This window comes from Caminicella sporogenes DSM 14501 (assembly GCF_900142285.1).
Classification (GTDB): Bacteria; Bacillota; Clostridia; order Peptostreptococcales; family Caminicellaceae; genus Caminicella; species Caminicella sporogenes.
Genome location: NZ_FRAJ01000014.1, coordinates 23,950 through 42,016 on the forward strand (window position 1 = coordinate 23,950; position 18,067 = coordinate 42,016).

The window sequence follows — 18,067 nt, forward strand, 5'->3', positions numbered from 1 at the left end:
CCTATCGAATACTTAAAAATATTACTTTTAACTGCATTTTATTTGGAGAAATCAATTGTAAAAATGAATCAACATCTTCATTTTTATTGTCAATTAAAATATTAGCTTTAAAATTTTGATTTGTTATTATTTCAATTTTTTTACCGTAGGCACTTAAAAAACATACTAATGATGCAATCAAGAAAATAAAACTTCCTACAAAAGACAAAGCTAAGAATATAATCCCATAAAATGAATCCCAAAAATCCCATGTGCTTTTTATATTGACACTAATAATATCATTTATATCTAAATTACATTTTCTATTTTTCCCTTTAAAAATTCCAAACCATTTTGTTTTTTCATCAATATATAATATATTTTCTTTGATAACTATTTCAGTTAATATAGATTTATAGGTTATATAACCAATTTGTTTTATTTTTTTAATATAAATTTTTTATTTCCTTGAATTTTATTATCGAGCATCTCCATAGAATTTGCCTCCTATAGTTAAGAATTTTAATTATATCATTTTAATTATCTTTAAAATTTCTTTATAAAATTCTTTAGTGTAATTAAAATCATAACCATCATCCCAATAATTTTCATCAATCTTAAATTCAACTAACAAATTATCGTATAAAACATAAAATCTTGTTAAAAAACTACCATCGCTACCTACTGACATATATAATGCCTCCTTGGTGCCATCAATATTTAGATTTGAATATGAATATGGCCATGGACCAGGATCTTTAAATAATTCATCTTGACTAATTTCTTGAAAATCCCTTAAATCCATATTTTCTTCATCTAAAATATCAGCAATTTTAGAATACCCTCTTTTTATAGTTGTAGATAATTTTAAACCATTTTTTGAATGCAGCACTAAATAATTTTCATTATCATAATTGCTATTCCAATTATCTGGAACTAACTCTTTAATTCTTTCTTTAACATATGCTTCTGTTTTTTTATTTTCTGCTTCTTTTGGTTTTTCCATCTCTGCTTTTTCTTCTGCAGTCTCACTTTTTGATGTCTTTAAACAATTTTCAATTTTTTTACGTGCTAACTCGATTTCATTTATCATTCTATCTTTAGATGATCTCAATGTTTGTATACTTTCTTCATAATAAGCGTAATTCCCAAAGGCATTTATTTCTTCGTCTGTTGCAGGTCTGTACTCATCTATAGTGACTTCAAATCCATCTCCTGAAATATAATTACCTTCACCGATATGAACTAAGTACATATCAAAGGGACCTTTGCCGTCAAATAATGGAGTTTCAGACTTTACTACTGCTCGAGATTCACCTGGAAGATAGCCCCAAAAAAGATTATAATCTCTATCTAATGTGATACCATATATGTATTCATCTTCTAATTCATTTGCTATCTGTCCTAAGAAAGTGTCATCATATCTTACTTGATTAACTACATAGCCTTCTACATATATTACATCTTTTGAAAACGTCAATTTTTCAGCAATAGATTTTATTTCTTGCTCAATTTTTTCAATCTCTTTAATATTAGCATTAATTTGATTAATTGCATTTTTCATCTCTGATAAATTAAAATCTGCCTTTTCTATTTTTTCTAATTTACTAATATATTCATTGACTTTCTTATAATCTCCTTTATTTAAACTATCCCTTAAAATATTAGCGATTGTATCTTTAATTAATTTATCATCAGATTCATTAAGAAATTCTAAATATTTATTCTCCAATTTTTCTTCAAGATTTGAATTCAAATAATTTAGCATATATTGGTTAAATTTCTCTGAAAACTTAGTATATTCTTTTTTCCCATTGACTTCTTCATTATCAATATTGGAAATAGTAGTGATAATTATTATAAATATAAACAACAAAGAAATTATCCCTATAGCTATCTTTAGTTTTATCTTTTTTCTTTTAGTTTTTTTATTAATTTTAATAGATTCACTTAAAATGTTTTCATCTTTTGATACATCTTCATCTTCTAGCCCGTCCACTTTTTTAGTCTTATCCACTAACTCAATACCACATTTTGAACAAAATTTAGCATCATCAGCTATTTCTTTTCCACAATTTTTACAAAACATTTAAATCACCCCTTTCAAAAGTTATTATTTTAGCATTTAGCATAATTCTAAACACTTGAAATTACTATGTTTTACAAAGCAACTTTTTTTAATCACTCTGTAAAATCTTTCTATTTCAAAAAGGATTTCGCCTCACTGATATAGAATTAATATTTATACCACCAAATATTAAATTTTTAAGGATGCGAAACCTTTATGAGTAGGCAGCTTGTTTTTGAATACATCGAATTTTTTACTTCAACACATAAATCAAACTTCTTTTCTAAATTATTTGATGCTATTGATTTATCAGATTTCCCTGAATATTTACCTTCAAAGTACGGTCCTAAAGGCTTTTCAAGGCATGCTCTTTTTAGAGCTTTTATTGTCATGAAATGTGAAAAGTTTTCATATTTATTTTTATACTACCCGTATGTTTTTTTATTTTTCGATGTAATATTTTGATTCATATTGATTTTTCTGTATTTCATAATATGTTTATTTTTTATATATTTTTATTTTGTTTTTTTGCCTCCAGTAAATTTATTAATTATCCATCATGTCTATATCATAAATAAAAAGTATGCGATTAACTTTCGAATTTTTTACATTTTTCACCACATATTTCTAATACTATCATACAGTGAATACATAGACATATATTGTCCATCATTAAAAAAATTTTTCTTTAATTACTTTTTTTGTGAATTTTTATATAATAGAGTTTATAGTCATACAAAGAAAAATGGGTGTAAATACAAAATTACATCTACATCCAAATTGTACCAAATTACTCTAATATACGTCAATATATTACAATCATAATATCTCCCTAACCACAACCCCTGTCTTCAAAACAAACTCCACTTCAGCCAAAGATACAACTCTTATCTTTTCTACTAATACCCTAAATAATTCTTCATTAAATTTCTCTATTATTTCATGCTCATTCAGTATTCTTTCAATCTCCCTAATCCTAGAATAATTATCCTTACACTCCATTTCAATTTTTGTATATGCTAGTCGCTTACTTCTTAAACTTTCCATTTCTAAAGCCAATCTATTGTATTCTTCATCATAAATATCACTATCTATGCTACTTCTAGAATTTAGTCTTATTAAATTTGTTATTTACTCTCTAAGCTCTGCTAGTTTTGAGTCTATAGTTTCTAATTTTACTTCATTTCTATTTTCATTTAGCACTTTTTGTATATTGTCTATCATTTTCTTTATAAATCCATCACTATCCTTTATTACCTTGTTAGCCACTCTAACAAACGCTTCTTTCAGTTTTTCTTCATCTACTGCTTTCATACTACAAACTTTAGAACCTTCTTCATCTCTTGTTCTGCAGTTCCAAACATACTTCTTATATTTATTAGTTGGTCCCCAACGCTTCCTTCTATAAACTGCACCGCAGCTACTACTAAATATTTTCCCTGAAAATGGATACTTGCTGCTGTGTTTTGTTCTTCTTTCTTTGTCACCAAAACCTCTAAGTTCTGATCGTCTTTTAATCTCTTTTTGAACAGCTTCAAATATTTCTTTGCTTATTATTGCTGGATGGCTGTTTTCTACATAATATTGAGGGGCTTGTCCCTCATTCTTCACTCTCTTATGTGTTAAAAAATCTACTGTTATTGTCTTTTGAAGTAGTGCATCACCGCAGTACTTTTCATTCTTAAGCATTTTGGTTATAACCGTTGGATGCCACTTCTTTTTTCCTGTAGCAGTCAGTATGCCATCTTTTGTAAGACCTGCTGCAATTTTATCTGCACTTTTACCTTCAAGATATTCTTTAAAAATTCTTCTTACTATTTTAGTCTGCTGCTCATTTATTATAAGCTCTCCATTTTCATCCTTATCATACCCCATAAACTTTTTATGGTTTACTCTGACTTTACCCTGCTGAAAGCGTCTTACAATCCCCCACCTGCTGTTTTCACTGATTGAGCGACTTTCATCTTGGGCCAAGGAGCTTAAAATGGTAAGTAGCACTTCTCCCTTTGAATCCATGGTATCTATATTTTCTTTTTCAAAATAAACTCCTATACCTTCTTCTTTTAAAATCCTTACATATTTAAGGCAGTCAAGTGTATTTCTTGCAAATCGACTGATAGATTTGGTAATAATCATATTAAACTGACCTGCCATTGCATCTTCAATCATTCTGTTAAACTGAGCTCTATATTTTGTGTTGGTTCCAGTTATACCTTCGTCTGCATATATTCCTGCATACTCCCAATCTGGTCTTTTTCTAATATAGTCTTCATAATAAGTAACCTGAGCCTCATAACTAGATAACTGCTCATCAGTATCTGTACTAATCCTGCAGTAAGCACATACTCTCTTCTTTGTTTCTTTAGCTAAACCTTTAATGACTGCTATAGGTTTGGCAGGAATTATGGATACTTTTTTAACCATTTTAAAATCTTCCTTTCCAAAATATTTCTATATTAAACCATTTTTACCTTTTTTCTTTATAAATTTTTCTTCTAGAACTATTCCATTTTTAAGTTCAAAACAGACATGATTTGGCGCTTTAACTAATACTCTTCCAACTAAAGCTTTAAAAACATCATCATCAAAGTCTGTAAGTAAGCCATCATAGTTATTAAAGAAATTTTGTATTTTATTCATTTAAAGCTGTAACTCTTGGTTGTTTTTTTTTATAAGCTGAATTATCTGATTGTGTTTTCTTTAATTTATCCAGCTGCTTTTTAAGCTCCATATAATTTTTCTCATAATCTTCTGTAGAAATCTTTCCCTCTATTTGAAGGCGTATAAGCTTTTTAATATCCTCGGCAATGTTTTGTATCTGTCTTTGCACCTCTGAGTTTTCAGTATTTTTATTTTCAAAACCCTTCTCCACATTTTTCATAAAGATTGATAAAAACTGTTCTCTATTTGCATAAAATCTATTAAAAGCCCTAACAAAAACTGCCTTTAAAGTCATATCATCAACAGCCTTCATGCTACAGGCATCTTTCCCTTCCTTTATATAAGTACTGCACTGCCAGACAATTTGTCTGCTTGGTGATTTACTGTTCCAAGTTCTTCTTTTAAATACTCCTGTGCAGTTACCACATATAATCTTTCCACTAAAAGCGTATCTTTTATTGTATTTATGTCTAACTTCAGGAATATTTCCATACTTTGCAGCCCTATCAGCCATTATTTCCTGTACTCTGTCAAACTCTTCTTTTGATATGATAGGCTCATGATGATTTTTAACTAAATATTTCGGACTTTCACCATCATTTCGTTTTCTTTTGTGAGTAAGGTAATCAAGGGTTACTGTCTTTTGCAGTAAAGCATCACCATAGTATTTTTCATTACTAAGAATTACTTTAATAGTGTTTTCTTGCCACTTTTCTTTTCCTGTTATTGTTTTTATTCCATCCCTATCAAGACCATTTTTAATTTCATTCATACTTTTTCCATCAAGATACTCCCTATAAATCCTTCTTACAATCTCAGCTTCCTGTGGATTTATTACAAGTTCACCCTCATCATTTAAGTCATAGCCTAAGAACCTTTTAGTAGCAACATTAACCTTACCTTCTTTAAATCTTTTTTGAATAGCCCATTTAATGTTTTCCGACATATTCCTCGACTCATCCTGGGCAATTGAATTTAATACACTGAGTATTAATTCACTTTCAGCCCCTAAGGTATTAATATTTTCTCTTTCAAAATAAACGCCTACATTAAGACTTCTTAGGAATCTTACTACTTCTAGACAATCAGCTGTGTTTTTAGCAAATCTTGAGATTGATTTAGTAATAATTAAATCTATATTTCCTTTCTCACAATCTTTAATCATCCTATTAAATTCTGTTCTTCTAGCCGCTGTGGTACCTGATATTCCTTTATCTGCATATATCCCTACAAACTCCCATTTGGGGTTATTTTTAATATATCTTTCATAGTATGAAATCTGAGTTTCAAAGGATTCAGCCTGTTTACTGCTTCCTGTACTGACTCTGCAGTAGGCGCATACCTTTAGCTTTGTTTCCTTATTTAAAGTATCATTTCCTTTATGACTTTTTGCTGGAATGGTCCTTATCTTTTTCAAAATTCTACCTCCCTTCTTTAAGGTAGTAGTATGTTACCTCTAAAACCTACTCAAAGCAAGTAATTTGCTCTGTGGGAACATGTAAAAAAGGTAAAAAAATATAGGACCTATGTAAAAGCCCTATTTGTTAAAGGTATTTCTATTTAATATATCAATCTTACGAAATTCTTCTTCATTAATAAGTTTCTTTTTTAAAAGTTCTTTTAATATAGCTATACTCATTACATACTCGAGTGTTTCTGTAGTCATTCTATCTACCTTCTTTCTCATTAATAAAATTAGCTATCCTTTTTTCCCAGTTGTTTTTACTCATACTCCTTGGACATATCTTCCTACTGGCATCATAATGTCTTACTACCCTATCTAAAAATCCTTCATTATTTTAAGGTATGTTTGGGCAATAGATACCTGTGGTACCTGCTGAATATATCCGGATGGAGTTTTAAATATAGTTCCATGTTTTGATAAAAACTCCTCGGCTTCCTTCCACATGGCATAAGCTTGACAATACCCTGCAAATGCAGCTGCGTCTACCTTAGTTAGTATTCCTATGGCTTCTAAAGTCTTAGCCATTCGTTTCCATTCTTTTTTAGCTTCAGGTTCAAGCCATGACGGACACCTTGGTGCCTTCTTCTCTGGCTTGGGTTCATTTTTGTTAAGAGGTCTTTTTCCCGGATTGCCTTCTAGAACCTTTAAAGCAGTTGGTTTTGGTTTTCTTCCTCGTGTCGCCATGGTATCACCTCCATTTTCCCTACATTTGCCCTGTAAAGGGTTTTTTTTCTTTAATCCAAGGGATTATGCCTATAACGAAAAAAAGAGCCTTTGTGGCCCTTTCTCCCAATACTTTTTTAGTTTTCTACTTCCTTTTCAAATTCATCTATTAGGCTTTCATCTAAATCCCAAAACATTACTAGTTCTTCATAAATTTCTTTAATCTTATTTATATCTTCTTTTGCATCATCACCAAGTACACACTTCTTTTCCTTTGCTGTAAAAATCAGCCCCTCAAGAGTTGTTCTTAATAGCCATTTATTCATCCTTTACACCTTCCTATGTTTTTGTTATTACATTAATCACTCTATACATAGGAAATTGCAAGACTTTTATCAATCCTTTCTAGTTATTTTTTTCTACTTCATTTTTAACTTTAGGTTTTACTTTTCTAAAAGCTCCATTACCTGATAGATTTTTAAGTAGTTCTTTTCTTGCAAACTTATATTCATCCCCAATCATCCCTAGTCTTAAAAGCCATGTTCTAAAAGTGTATTTTTCATTATCTGTAAGTTTAACTTTTACTGAAGCATATTTTAATTTTTTAGCGTTTTCATTTAAAATGGATACAAACTGCTTATAAACTTTAACCTTTTCAGTATTTTCTTCTCCTTGTAAAAATTTGAAAGTTATTGTCTTCTCACAAAAATCAAATTCTACTCCCGGGCAGCTTCTTTCACCTATATCTTCAAGGGCAGTTTTAAAATCTTCTAAGGTTTCAATTTTGACTTCATTAATACCGATGGAAAAATCCTCTTTTACTAAATCTTCTTCAATCTCAAAGGCTTTTTTAATAAGAGCTTGTTTGCTGTAAATCATGTTGACTAGATTCCTTAAGGTTCTGCCGCTGTGATCTTCCATTGGAAGATTTACTTCAAAGTATGTCTTTGCATCAAATTCTTCACTGTCATTTGCTTCAGTGTTCTTTGTTAAATTAAAAATTTCAATAAGTTTTACTTCTTCTCCTGATGCTTTTATAATTTTCCCTTCTCTATCAATAGTGTAGATTTCATCTTCTGTTTTCAGTTGGTATGCAAAGGTTGGTGCTCCTAAGTAATTTGCTTTAACTCCAAAGTATGTTTCTAATGCCTTTACAATTTCCTTTCTACTCATTATCAATCCCTCCTGTGTTTTTAGTTATAACATATATCACTCTAAACACAGGAAATTGCAAGTTATTAATGATATCTTTAACATAAAAAAGCAGGCTACCAACGGCCCGCTTTTTGCTAAACATATTTTCTATCTTTACATCTCCAATTCTTAAAAAATTCGTCCTCATAAATCATTGATTGGTATGGTGGTAATACGAAATCAATAATCACCTTAACTACGTCACTAAGGTTTAGTTCATATTTCAATACTTTTTTACAAAAATTATTCCACCTTTTCTGGATTTCAGCATCCTTTGATAGTCTAAAAATAGCTGTAACAGAGTCCTTTTCATATGGTGTCCCTCGATTAGACAGCGTTTCATAAATAGCTTCTTGAAGTTTTCTACCATCAAAATCAAATGTTATGGCTAAATAATATATGTCATAAAAATCTTTCATACGTCCTGTAGCTTCCATTAACGATATGATAGCATCTAATTTCTCTGCTACAGTAGATTCTAAAGAATAAGTCAAGACTTTAGGTTTCTCAAACTCTGGTAAAATGACAGGCAGAGTCCTTTCAACTGCTGATGGTATAATAACATCTCCAACCCCAAAATCAATACTAAAAGGTGTCTTTGTCTTTCCAATGATACCTGTAAGATTAACTCTTATCCCATGATATTCTTTAGTTTCACCGATTATTTTTAACCCTCTGATTTCAAACTTAATATAGTCATTTTCACTAGGTGAAGAGATAACTTCTCTAACAAGCACTTCTATAGAATCCAAGTTATTCGAATAATTTTTCAAAAGATAATCTGCATCAACTGTCGGTCTCGCAGTGAATTCACTAATTGAATATAACAAAAATCCTCCTTTAAGGATGAGGTTATCTCTATATCTGGATTGTGACAATCTTCGAATAAATTCCCCTTGACAAAATAGATTTAATAATTGTTGAAGCTGAATGCCATCTTTTCTTGACTTATTTTTCAACTTAGCTAAAACTGATGCTGCAATATCAGCCATTACAACCACACTCCAATATAGGTTTGTACCTTTTTCTTGATATTAAATATTTCAGCGTATTCAAATAGCTTTCTCACATTTTTATTGTGATCATTCACATAACGTTTAATTGCATTGCTAAATACTTCTCTCTCCAGCTTATTCTCATACCTCAGAACATCACATATGGTCCGATCACGATCAAATATCTTGATCGCGACACCTTCTACTTGAATTGTATTTAGGCCAATCTTTAAAAACTTTGGTTCTAGATAAAAAGGCTCTATTAGTGGATAATCGATTTTATACTGACTTTTTTCACTATCCCTATCAACTGCTATTTGCCATGCTGACGGTATTCTGTCTGTATATCCATAGTACATAAGTGCACTTTCAAGAAAAATTACTGCTTGAGGGAATAGTCTTGCTATAATTATTTCTTCTGGATAAATATTATCTGATAGTTCATAATAGCCGCGCTTAATCTTTGTAATAACATTATCATCTAGAAGCTTTTTTATTTGTCGGCTTGAAAGCCCAATAGCATTAAGCTCTGATGTTTTTAGAACTCCTCCATGTTTTTTAAATTCATTATAAAGAATATCTTTTTTAATCATGATTGCACCTCAACATCCGCACTCTGATTTGAATTGCGGGTAGTTTAGTGCAATTATATCATTTAATCATCTAAATTTCAAGATTTTTTGGCTTAAAAAAGTAGGCTTCGAAACCACAGGTAATATCAAGTCTTTATTTTGTTATATTGATATCTCTATAAGCTATTTTCTCTCCATCTCTAATCAAAAATACATCATCATCTTTTCCAACATACTCTACATATCTTTTAACAATAACATCCACATACTTTTCATCCAGCTCCACAGTATAGCAAATTCTATTAGTTTGCTCGCAAGCAATCAAAGTACTCCCCGAACCGCCAAAAGGGTCTAATACGATACAATTAGCAAGACTGGAATTTTTAATTGGATATGCTAGTAAAGGTATTGGCTTCATTGTTGGATGGAGTTCTGATTTAGTAGGCCTATCGAAGCTCCATACTGTTCTTTGCTTGCGATCTGCATAAAATTTGTGTCCTGTAGTCGGTTTCCATCCATACAAAATAGGCTCATGGGTATATAGATAATCGCATCGACTAAGCACTGGAGTATTTTTTACCCATATACAAGTTTGATGGCAAAAGAAACCAGCGTCTTTGAAAGCAGTTCTAAAATTAACAGTTTCTCTATCTGCATGGAAAACATAAATAGGAGCTCCATCAATCATATTTTCAAACATATTTTTAAAAGCTTTTAATAAAAATTCATAGAATTCTTTATCAGACATGTTATCATTTTTGATTTTACCAGCTGTTCCTTCATAATCCACATTATATGGTAGGTCCGTCACAACCAGATTCGCCTTCTTTCCTTCCATAAGCTTCTCATAGATTTCTGCTTTAGTACTGTCCCCACAGATAAGTCTATGTTTTCCAAGTATCCATATATCACCATGCTTTGATATTGGTTCTTTCTCTAATGCTGCATCTACATCAAAATCATCACCAGACACTTCTTTATCGTGAATATTCGAGAATAATTCATCTATCTCTGCAGCATTAAATCCAGTAAGGTCTATATCAAAATCAAGTTCTTTTAAATTTTCAAGTTCCAAAGCTAACAGCTCATTATCCCAGCCAGCATCTAGAGCTAACCTGTTATCAGCCAGGATATATGCTTTCTTCTGAGCCTCGGTTAAATGCTCCACTAATACGCAGGGTACTTCTTTTATTCCTTCTTCTTTTGCTGCTATTATTCTGCCGTGGCCGGCAATTATATTTTTATCCTTATCAATAAGTACTGGATTGATAAAACCGAATTCACGTAGACTGCTTCTAAGCTTTTTTATCTGCTCTTTGCTATGGGTTCTAACATTATTAGCATATGGGATGAGTTCATCTATGGGTAATATTTTTAATTCTTCTGTTCTTTTCACTTTTACCACCACCAACTTCTCATAAATTTAAAAAAGCACCTATTCATCTGAATGGGTACCATAATTGCTTTTGCTATCTTTTTCTAATCTAGTTTCATATCCAGTTTTCTCTTTATAAAAGCCATACCTATAATCCATTGCGCACTTTCTAGAGCAGAATTTTCTATTTTTATTTCCATATGCTTTAAAATCTTTACCGCAGTATTTACAGATAAATGAATACCAAGCAGTATCCCTGCGGTCTTTCTTATCTTGATTTTCTTTCCACCAAGTTCTTCTGCAATGTTCTGAGCAGAACTTTGATTTTTTTCCTCTGCGCGTTTTTGTATTTATTTCTTTCCCACAATACAAACATTTGTCTTGTATCTCTTTCTTTTTAGGTGTCTCATTCTTTATTAGCTGCCCATATCCTAAATACCCGGTAAGTCCATATCTTCTGCATAAATCTCTAACATCATCCCTTTTAACTTTTAAAATACTTGCAATACTTTTATATCCATGCCCCTTTTTACGAAGTCTTAAAATCTCTTCTTTTTGCTCTTTTGTAAGCATATTTAACACCTCTTTTTTCTATTTCCAACAAGGCTCAAACCCAGTGCTTATCTTACTTTGCGTCTTTTCGCTAATTTTCCACCCCGGTCCTATGAAAACTGCGAATTCTAGTGTGAAGGGGCCGCCCCGTTCCCGTGTTTTCAATGTGTTGAGATGGTATACCCCCTCCCCCTATGCATGTTATCCACATGTGTATCCACAGATTACCCACAGGGTTATCCACATAAAATTAATAAGTATAAACTTTATTTTTTCTCCCCCACCGACCATCTTCTTTTGCTGTTTTCCTATCGTGACATGATTTACAAAGTGACTGAAGGTTATCTTCATCCCAAAACAAAGCTTCATTACCATGATGAGGTACAATGTGGTCCACTACAGTTGCTGGAGTAAGTCTTCCTTTCTCTTCACACTCTACACAGAGAGGATGCTTTGTTAATACCTTTTTTCTTAACCTTTGCCAGCTACTGCTGTTATAGAGTTTTTTATATTTTCTTTTTCTGTTATATTTCTTTGTCTCTTCCTTCTGATGTTTCTCACAATACCTTCCTTCCGTCAGTTCTGGGCAGCCTGGGAAGCTGCACATGCGCTTTGGTTTTCTTGGCATAACTTTTCTCCTTTTTAATTTTTTCTTTAAAACAAACATGGAACATGCTATGCACTTTATTTCGTGTAAGCCATGTTCCCCAAGAGCATTTTTTACATTTTTGTCAACTCCAAAATTTAGGCATATAAAAAAGACCAACTTATGGTTAGCTGGTCCTTTCTTAAAAATAATACCAGGGAGCCCACTCGTGACTCCCCATCTTTGACTTTAATACCACTTTGAGCATTCATCTCAAAGTATCTTTGTCTATTATATTTATATCCATCTGTTAATATTATATTCATAAAAAATAATTGTGTTATATAAATTTCAAAAAAGGTACGTGGGGACTCGCTCGTAGTCCCCATTTTGAATTAATATTACCACTATCCCACTCGTGAATAGCATCTTTGTATAATTATAATAACATTTTTATTCCTTTTTGTCTAGTGATTGTTTTAAAAAGGCATCTCTTATTTGTTTTTCAAATTCCTGCATATCCTCAATCCCAAACTCTTGTTTAATTAAAATAAAGCGATTTAATTCCTCTTCTTTCTTAGATAACTCATTTTCTAAATTGCTAATTTTGTCTTTAAGTTTCCCTATATACACTAATTTATCATCTAGAATATTTTTCAGTTTATCATAATGACGCTTTATATCTACAGAAATTGCTATAGCTTCATCTACAGCATCCATCTCAGATGAATCTAGTTTTGTTACAAAGTCTCCTAATCGTGCCTTACTTACACATACTATATTACCTAATAGCACATTACCATCTAAAATAATTTCTCCAGATTCGTTATATTTATTAGCAATTGGTACCACTACAGGTAATGTAGACTTCGTATGGGTTATTGGTGCAACTATTGTATTAGGTGATGTAACATTACCAGCATCGCTTTGAAGAATTACGCACGGTCTCTCCTTACACTCTTCACTACCAATTCCTAGACCTAGATTACATCTATAAACCTCACCTCTTTTAACAACTCTTTTACTTGCCCTACTGGCATTTGAATCAAGGTATAATTTTGTCTTTAACCACTCTAGGTATTGTTGTGTCTTTGATAAATCAATACTTCTTGCCATATCTTCTCCCCTTTATCTAAAAAATATTTACATAAATAGTAGGATTTCCACCAACTCAATTACATTTCTGCAAATTCAGTATAACATATTTTGCTAAATCTTTTATATTGTTTTATTTTACATAAAAACCTATGATTTGTACTTTGATTTAACTTTCTAATTTTCCTGGCATAGAAAAGACCCTCTTATTTTTTTATTGAGGGTCATTATATCAAAAATGCTGCGTTTCCTTGGAATCGAATCGATATAACCTCGGCCTATTCAAACAGCATATGGTGCTCTTGATTTTTCTATACCTTTACACTTTATATAATATCACATGTGATAGGTGTCTTTCTATGTCTTTTACTGCACACTTTTAAAGTTTTATCAATTTCTTTAATCTTGCTAATCATTCTTCTATACTTCCTCACTTTATATAATACCACATATGCCAACTGCACTTCACTGCACTTTACTGCACACTTTTAATATTTTATCAATTTCTTTTAGAGCTTTACTGTGAATTTTAAATACTCCTCTTATACTGTAATTCAATTCCTTTGAAATTTCATCCCATGACTTTCCGTTAATATACCTTTTTTCCAGTAACAACTGGCAATTTACATCTTCTACTTTATGAATAGTTTCCATAATCTCTGCTTTAAGATCTATAAACCTATCTACCTCATCATTTATCTCATGGCTTAAATCAATAATTTTTACAATGGTATTTTCCATGCGACTCTTTTCATTATTTTCACCGGAAACTTTCGTATGAGTAAAACAAGTATTCACCTTCATGGCTAAACTCTTTAGTACTTCTAACTGTTCAAGCTTGCTGTCTATTCTTTGATTAATTTTATAAACCTGCGACAAATATTCTTTAGCTTTCATCGCTACATCACCTCTATTTTTCCACCATAGTAGGTTTCAATTATATAATCTCTTTTATCTTTATCCAAAGAAAGTATTCTCTCAAGTGCCTTCTTTTGCCCTAGCTTAAATTCCTCATGAGTTTTATAAAAAACACATCCATCACATTTTTTCTCAGTAAGTATTTTGCAGCTTCTTTGATTATACGCAAAACAATCTGTTTTATCCATCACTTCACCTCTTTTATTAGTCTGCAGTCTGCAGTAAAATATTTTATATGAAGGGAACTGCATTTTTAACTGCAGCAAATCTTCCACAGCTTCTGGCTCTTTCAGTATTCCCTTCAATATTCCCGGCAAAGGGACTGCAGATAAATACTAGTTTTTTTCTCTTTGTCTGTATTTTTTATGTTTATTCATCCGGTACTTTTCCTTGTATGCTTTAAAGTTTTAATTTTCAATAAATTTATTTTATTGTTTTATGTGGGAACATGTTCAATATATATTTATTTATTTTTTTTGTATTGTATATAATATCTTTTTACTATAAAGTCCTTATAATAAGATAGAACATGTTGGACATCTTTCACCCTTTTGATATTACTGGCTTAAAAAAGTTGAACCGATATTGAACTACCTTGAACCTATGTTGGACTAGTTAATTTTCACAAAAATTCGATATTTTTTACCATTTATTTTTTTATCAGTGGTTTTAAATTCAAATCTTTTATTAATCTGCCTTGAAAATTCAATATGACTAAACGGCTGTAAGTTATTATTTAAACAGTATTCTAAATATTTTTTATACACCTCACCAGTTATCTCATTTTCAATTTCTTTTTCATATTCTTCATAAAACCCAATGATAGGGTTATTTGTTTTTTCATACTCTTTTAGTTCCTTTTCTACTTTGGATGACTTGGTAAAACAGCGGTTTTTCAGCACTCGTTTCAGTCCTTTAATTCCTAGCAGTATCAAATATTCCATAGATTCTCTCGACCTTAATTCATATTTTATATGTGGCTTAAAATCCGGATCATCAGGAGAAAACCTTGCATTAAAGGGAATAATGAGAAGTCTTCTCTGCACAGCTCCTGTTTTATCCTTCACCCTTGGGATATTGTTGGCTGAAAATAAAAGCTTAGAATAGTTATTAAAATCAAAAGGGTCTTGCCCTTTCTTTTCAGCATTAATCCTTTCTCCTGTTACCAGTTTCTTAAAAATAGATGGATTAGCAATAAATTCATCTCCTATATCGTCTCCAATGTTGGCCAGTTTTCCAAATAATTCTGCAGTTTTAAATCTTTTCCCCAGTTCTTTTAAATCAAGTGCAGCTATGTTTTTTATGCCGATTAAATTAGTAACCATATCAAGAAATGTAGATTTTCCGTTTAGTTTGTCACCTGTAAGAATAAAGGCCTTTCCTATCTCATTTCTCCTGTAAAACGTGTATCCAATAAGTTCTTCTAACACTGCCCTGATTTCACTATCATTACAGCTAATTTTATCTAAGGTTTTATCCGTTAATTTCCAGTAAGCATTAGGGTTATAATCCCAGGGAATTTTATTGGTTATAATATATTCAGGAGAATGATCTACAAAGGTATCATTTTTTATGTTATATATACCATTATTAAATGCAATCAAGTTATAATCTTCACAGCTTGGCTCTACATCTTCTGCTATAAGCTGTAAATAGCTATATATCTCATTTCGTTTGGTTTTTGTAAGCTCCGGAAGATGTTTAATCATAGCTGACTCAATTTCTATGGGTTCACTTTTATAAATTCTATCTTTATATATGTGGAGCTGACTGTTTATTTTTTTAATGTGTTCTTCACTAATTAGAAATTTTGCAAATTTATCGTGTAAAAACTTGGATTTTATATAAAAGGTCTGCTTTAAAAATGCTTCATCCCTAAGGATAGTGTCTACTTCTTTATCTGATAGTGGTGTCTTTAATACATATTGATTTATAATTTTTATGATATTCTTTATAGTATCTTTACTAAAACCCTCTGATTGAAGAGTGAGAATATAGTTAAAGAGAGCCTGGTTTCTTCCATCTCCTTCTTCTAGAGATTTAAAATCCGGAATACTCTTTTTCTTAAGGGGCTTTAACCACTCTGGTAGAAAATCAATTTCTTCCACAGTATCAATTTTGTTAAGCCACCTTCTGGTTTTTCCAAAAACTTTAATAGGTACTAGTGCATTTTGTTCTCCTACTGCAACATCTACCTTAACTCCTATTGGAGTCATAAGTTTAGTTTGTTTTTTCTTAACTTCTGTATTTCTAAAATAGAAGTGAATACCTCTATCTGTTTTTAAGATGGCGCTTTTGATGTTTAATTCTGTTATTATGTTTTTTACAAGCTTTGCTTCATCTTCATCGTCTATGTCAATTTGCACCATACCGTCTTGTAGGATTCCTGCAAAATCACTATTCATTTTTCTAATATGGTCATAGCTATAAAATGATGTTTTATTTCGATAAGACTCTATAGGTTTCTTGCCTTTTGTCTTAATATATCCTTTTAAAATTTCCAAATTATGCACCGCCTTTTTCGATTTTTAAGCTCTAATTTGGGTGATTTTCCCCCCAAAACAAGGGGGATTTTATAGGGATTTTAGTGATAAAATCTGATGATTTTAATTGAAAACCCCCTAAAATCACCAAATCAGCATTAATTTTTAATTGTTTTCTATTAAAATTTTTCTATTTTAGGGCTGTTTTGGTGATAATCTCCAAATCAGCCCTAATTTTTTATGAAATTTCCTCAAAATCACCCAAATTCTTATTCACTCCATCCTTCCTTTAGAGCCGTTTCATAGTAGATATTTTTAAGCCTTTGATAGGTTTCTTCACTGGTTTCACGAAGTTTTCTTCCTAAAAACACCTGCACTGCATCGCCACTTGACATCTGATAAGCATACTCATCAGTATACAGAAATTGCAAAAATCGTTCTTCAAGGTCTGTAAGTTTTATAAACTCCTCTGGAAGGTCTATCTCAAATTGCTTACATAAATGCCTTAATGTTACAGCAATGCTTCTATCAGAGCAATTTTGAGCTACCATAACTTCTTTAATAAGGCGTAGAAAGCGGGTTAATTCGCTTAAACTCGGTTGCTTTTCATTCATAGAATAACTTCCGGTTTTTCGTAATGTTGGCAGTACCTCTTTAGTAATCCATCTTTTAAATTGCTTTGCCTTTGGTAGTTTTGAAGATAATATTAAAGCATAAAGACCGCTTTCGTTAATCACTATCACTTCTTGTACTCTTCCTAAATTATCGATGATGGGATGTTTCATCCCGTCATCTTCATCAACGTGCCTTGCGATAGCTTTATGTGGTTCCTTGTAAACTAAAACTTCAGCTACATCTTTTCCAACAAACCATGGTTCATTGTTAATGATCATACTTCTCACTTCTCCAAAATCTCTATTTTTAAATACTTTCATCACTTCATTCATTGTTTTCCACCTTTCCTATAAAATCAAATAATCGCTTTCTTGCTACCTGAATATACCAATCTTTATCTAATCTTTTAGGAATTCTTTTGCCTATAACATTTTCATTTTTAATAAAACACTTCTCTGGCGTACCAGCTATTTTTTCTACTCTACCACTATCTTTTACCTTAAATACTCCTTTATCGTCTTCTTTCTTTGAAGCAAATACCCTAAGGCATTTTTCTGGTAACTTTTTATTGCCGTAAAGGGTGTGGGAATATTTATAGCTTATCTTTACTACCTTTTGAAACATCATAAGGTCTTTACAATTGTTTATTGTTTCTTCTACTGGTACTCCTTTAATGAAATATTCTTTTAATGCCAGATTCACAATAGGCAAATCATTATCAATACTACTTAATTTTTTAACATAGGCTCCTTTAGATTTATAGCTGCCATCGTCTTTGATGATGATATAGTTATTGACATCTTTTTGATAGATTTTTTTATAAAGTTCAAATTCCAATTTCATACG

At 31.3% G+C, this 18,067-nt stretch carries 21 protein-coding genes; all 21 read right to left on the bottom strand.

Annotated elements, in window-relative coordinates:
- Position 1: 1 nt before the first annotated feature.
- Positions 2-181 (bottom strand): hypothetical protein, encoded by a 180-nt coding sequence (locus tag BUA90_RS08660; protein WP_072967698.1) that lies wholly within the window; start codon positions 179-181, stop codon positions 2-4.
- Between the two features lie 324 nt (positions 182-505).
- Complete coding sequence (locus BUA90_RS08665) at positions 506-2,068, bottom strand: zinc-ribbon domain-containing protein (protein WP_072967700.1); 1,563 nt, start codon at positions 2,066-2,068, stop codon at positions 506-508.
- A 798-nt stretch (positions 2,069-2,866) separates the two neighbouring features.
- Positions 2,867-3,106 (bottom strand): hypothetical protein, encoded by a 240-nt coding sequence (locus BUA90_RS12615; RefSeq protein ID WP_242945069.1) that lies wholly within the window; start codon positions 3,104-3,106, stop codon positions 2,867-2,869.
- A 72-nt stretch (positions 3,107-3,178) separates the two neighbouring features.
- Positions 3,179-4,471, bottom strand: coding sequence for a recombinase family protein (locus BUA90_RS08675; protein WP_242945070.1), 1,293 nt, complete (start codon positions 4,469-4,471; stop codon positions 3,179-3,181).
- Between the two features lie 27 nt (positions 4,472-4,498).
- A complete protein-coding gene (locus tag BUA90_RS12170) occupies positions 4,499-4,687 on the bottom strand; it encodes a hypothetical protein (protein ID WP_094756825.1) in 189 nt (62 codons plus the stop codon).
- A complete protein-coding gene (locus BUA90_RS08680; protein WP_094756826.1) occupies positions 4,680-6,125 on the bottom strand; it encodes a recombinase family protein in 1,446 nt (481 codons plus the stop codon). Before BUA90_RS08680 ends, BUA90_RS12170 begins: the two co-directional genes overlap by 8 nt.
- Positions 6,126-6,245: 120 nt before the next feature.
- A complete protein-coding gene (locus BUA90_RS12400) occupies positions 6,246-6,395 on the bottom strand; it encodes an SHOCT domain-containing protein (protein WP_159430014.1) in 150 nt (49 codons plus the stop codon).
- 93 nt (positions 6,396-6,488) lie between these two features.
- Complete coding sequence (locus tag BUA90_RS08685; protein ID WP_330390712.1) at positions 6,489-6,857, bottom strand: phage terminase small subunit P27 family; 369 nt, start codon at positions 6,855-6,857, stop codon at positions 6,489-6,491.
- A gap of 116 nt (positions 6,858-6,973) precedes the next feature.
- Positions 6,974-7,162 (bottom strand): hypothetical protein, encoded by a 189-nt coding sequence (locus BUA90_RS08690; protein WP_072967704.1) that lies wholly within the window; start codon positions 7,160-7,162, stop codon positions 6,974-6,976.
- 79 nt (positions 7,163-7,241) lie between these two features.
- Positions 7,242-8,009, bottom strand: coding sequence for a virulence-related protein (locus BUA90_RS08695; protein ID WP_072967707.1), 768 nt, complete (start codon positions 8,007-8,009; stop codon positions 7,242-7,244).
- A gap of 116 nt (positions 8,010-8,125) precedes the next feature.
- Positions 8,126-9,022, bottom strand: a complete 897-nt coding sequence (locus tag BUA90_RS08700) for a nucleotidyl transferase AbiEii/AbiGii toxin family protein (protein WP_072967709.1) — start codon at positions 9,020-9,022, stop codon at positions 8,126-8,128.
- Positions 9,022-9,618 carry a type IV toxin-antitoxin system AbiEi family antitoxin domain-containing protein gene (locus tag BUA90_RS08705; protein WP_072967711.1) on the bottom strand — a complete coding sequence of 199 codons (597 nt, stop codon included), beginning with the start codon at positions 9,616-9,618 and terminating at the stop codon, positions 9,022-9,024. The genes BUA90_RS08700 and BUA90_RS08705 overlap by 1 nt, the downstream gene beginning before the upstream one ends.
- 133 nt (positions 9,619-9,751) lie before the next feature.
- Positions 9,752-10,993: a site-specific DNA-methyltransferase gene (locus tag BUA90_RS08710; RefSeq protein WP_072967714.1), complete on the bottom strand. Its 1,242-nt coding sequence runs from the start codon at positions 10,991-10,993 to the stop codon at positions 9,752-9,754.
- Between the two features lie 39 nt (positions 10,994-11,032).
- A complete protein-coding gene (locus BUA90_RS08715; protein WP_072967716.1) occupies positions 11,033-11,545 on the bottom strand; it encodes a hypothetical protein in 513 nt (170 codons plus the stop codon).
- A gap of 229 nt (positions 11,546-11,774) precedes the next feature.
- Positions 11,775-12,152, bottom strand: coding sequence for an HNH endonuclease (locus tag BUA90_RS08720; protein WP_072967718.1), 378 nt, complete (start codon positions 12,150-12,152; stop codon positions 11,775-11,777).
- Positions 12,153-12,563: 411 nt separating this feature from the next.
- Positions 12,564-13,226, bottom strand: a complete 663-nt coding sequence (locus BUA90_RS08725) for a type II toxin-antitoxin system PemK/MazF family toxin (protein WP_072967720.1) — start codon at positions 13,224-13,226, stop codon at positions 12,564-12,566.
- Between the two features lie 444 nt (positions 13,227-13,670).
- A complete protein-coding gene (locus tag BUA90_RS08730; RefSeq protein ID WP_072967722.1) occupies positions 13,671-14,102 on the bottom strand; it encodes a DUF1492 domain-containing protein in 432 nt (143 codons plus the stop codon).
- A gap of 252 nt (positions 14,103-14,354) precedes the next feature.
- Positions 14,355-14,483 (bottom strand): DUF7768 domain-containing protein, encoded by a 129-nt coding sequence (locus tag BUA90_RS12850; RefSeq protein ID WP_456297941.1) that lies wholly within the window; start codon positions 14,481-14,483, stop codon positions 14,355-14,357.
- Positions 14,484-14,734: 251 nt separating this feature from the next.
- Entirely contained in the window at positions 14,735-16,627 is a 1,893-nt protein-coding gene (locus BUA90_RS08740) for a phage/plasmid primase, P4 family (protein ID WP_072967725.1), read from the bottom strand.
- 248 nt (positions 16,628-16,875) lie between these two features.
- Positions 16,876-17,553: a BRO-N domain-containing protein gene (locus BUA90_RS08745; RefSeq protein ID WP_072967727.1), complete on the bottom strand. Its 678-nt coding sequence runs from the start codon at positions 17,551-17,553 to the stop codon at positions 16,876-16,878.
- Positions 17,546-18,064, bottom strand: a complete 519-nt coding sequence (locus BUA90_RS12625) for a hypothetical protein (protein ID WP_242945073.1) — start codon at positions 18,062-18,064, stop codon at positions 17,546-17,548. The genes BUA90_RS08745 and BUA90_RS12625 overlap by 8 nt, the downstream gene beginning before the upstream one ends.
- Positions 18,065-18,067: the final 3 nt, after the last annotated feature.